This is a genomic window from Calothrix sp. CBUCES-K 9914 (assembly GCF_059640475.1).
In genome coordinates this window covers 1-2,063 of record NZ_JBXXZH010000518.1, presented here as the reverse complement: position 1 = coordinate 2,063, position 2,063 = coordinate 1, and the positions used below count along the sequence as shown (strand labels likewise).

The 2,063-nt window shown below is 42.6% G+C and carries 1 protein-coding gene and 2 pseudogenes; 2 read left to right on the top strand and 1 reads right to left on the bottom strand.

Annotated features, from left to right (window positions below; genetic code table 11):
- Nucleotides 1-422 (top strand): annotated as a pseudogene (locus tag AC2JBO_RS44705) (hypothetical protein); the annotation flags it as partial.
- Between the two features lie 89 nt (nucleotides 423-511).
- On the opposite strand, the gene AC2JBO_RS44700 reads toward AC2JBO_RS44705, so the two are convergent.
- Entirely contained in the window at nucleotides 512-1,297 is a 786-nt protein-coding gene (locus tag AC2JBO_RS44700) for a hypothetical protein (protein WP_496960046.1), read from the bottom strand.
- Nucleotides 1,298-1,516: 219 nt separating this feature from the next.
- Here AC2JBO_RS44700 and AC2JBO_RS44695 point away from each other — a divergent pair.
- A pseudogene (locus AC2JBO_RS44695) lies at nucleotides 1,517-2,063 on the top strand (hypothetical protein); the annotation flags it as partial.

Here is a 2,063-nt window from a genome sequence, read left to right as displayed (position 1 = left end):
CATCAGTTCCAAAGTACCGGCAAACTAAAGCTAATCCTGTGCCCACATTAGCGCCAAAGCCAATTGCTAGCAGCACAGTAGTGCAAAATCAAACAGCGGCGCCCGTGAAACCTACGAAAATTACAAGCGTTGCTTCTTCGTTTGGGTCTGCGGCATCGGCTCAAGCTTTCCTAAGCCATAACAAGTCACAAGAAGTAGTTAATAATACATCTGTGCCAGTTACTAACGAGGTTAAACCAACGGCATCGAATGGAGACTTTGAAGCAATACAGCAGCAGCTTCGGGAAATGATGGAGCAGATGCGAATTATGCAAAGTAGTATGCAACAAACGCCTCAACCAGCAAGCACGAGTACAAGCTCTCCTGATAAATTCCAAGTTTATTATGAGGCGCCAGCTTCGAGCGAAACGCAATTTCAGTAAATTTTCACGCTCATGGCGACAAGTTAATGCGGGCAAGTTGATAAACAACTTGCCCTGTATTTTACAGATATTACGAGAGCGCCAGTTAATTAGCGTAAAAATTCTGATGCCGAGAGCGGGGCAGTATTTTGCCTCGATTTGCTGACTTCAGGTGGAGTAAATCCAGCAGCGATAGTTTCAGGTTGAATAGTATATCTATTTCCCCAGCCACCATTAATATCTTCTGCGAGTTGTTGTGGTGGTACAGTCTTACCTACAGGCAATGCAACGGGTAGAGATTGGCTCGCTTGGACGTATCTTTCTCCTTGATTGGTAAAGCGCAATGACTTACCCTCAAGCGATTCAACTTGGGGTTCAGATTGTACCGATGTTTGATTGTCTTGCTTTTGAGTTCTTTGAAGCTGACTTTGTGGGTCAAAGGTGACTGTGAACGTCACGTCGTTTTCTGGAATCTGTTTAGAGTTCAGCTGATTTTTTTGCCAGATTTCTTTATAGCTACCGTCAGGTGAAATTTGCCAAAGATTTAGCTCTGTTTCCCATTGCCCTTGTTGTACCTCAACTATTTTACGGTCAAGGATAGAGCGGTCGGCATCTAAATCTGCATCCACTGAAAGTCCATTGTTAGAACGTAGGTAGCGAGCTGCTGTAATTGCAACCTGGCTGGATTCGGGTAGATTTGTGCTACCTGTTACTTTATATACACCGTTACCGCCAGATGGCTGTACGTTTTTTATCTCTAACTTAACTTCCTTTTGTGCTTTTTGTGTACAACCATAATTTGTAACAATCAACACTAGTGAAGTTAAAGTAAGTAAGGTTTTGGCAGTATATTTTCGGAAATGAGAGCTATTTAGAGCTAAATAGGGATTGTGCATAGAAGAATTACGTAGACTGATTAATTTTATGAACGTCTAGCCTATATTTTGCCCGATTTTTCTCAAAAAAGTGCTATTAAATAGAAAGCTTTATGCGTTCTTGATGTAGTTGATTATCATCTACAAAATATGTACACTGTCCTCGAATATACTTTGAATATTTGCTAAGGTGGCGACATCTACCAAGTACAAAATTTACCAAACATAAAAATAGGCGACATGTTGCCCACTCTATTTGAACGTCATAAATTAACTTCCCCAAAACTGACATACAAGCTTTACCTGTTGATGTGCGCTGCTTTCACCTCTCTGTTCTGGGTGTTAGCAACGAATCAACCCATCAAAGCCCAAGTCAATCCCGAATTTGGGGGATTACTGCCAGTACCGCAATCTCCTGTTACAAGCACAAAGGCAGCAGCGCAGGCTGTTCCACCACCACCATCTAACGAGTGGCAATCGAGTGTATCGCCAATTGGTACAGGTTTGGGAAGTGTGAACACTCTTCTGTCAAAAGAGCCAAGTCAATCACTTGGTCAGTTAGAAAATTCGTTTATTCAACAAAGTAAAACGTCCTCCGCGTCACAATCTCAACCCTCGTCTGTTTCAGCTACACCTGCTGCCCAGTTAGTGCAACCGTCTTCGATAGGCGGTGATAGTTCTGACATCGAATTGTCAAGAAAGCTTGACTCGAAGAATGGATCACGATTCAATAACTCTGATTCGCTGATGTCTCAAAGCATTAGTGGACAGTCGAACAACCAATCGG

What these genes read in the sequence shown, in the direction of transcription:
- AC2JBO_RS44700 (WP_496960046.1), bottom strand. Translation starts at nt 1,297, where the DNA reads ATGCACAATCCCTATTTAGCTCTAAATAGCTCTCATTTCCGAAAATAT.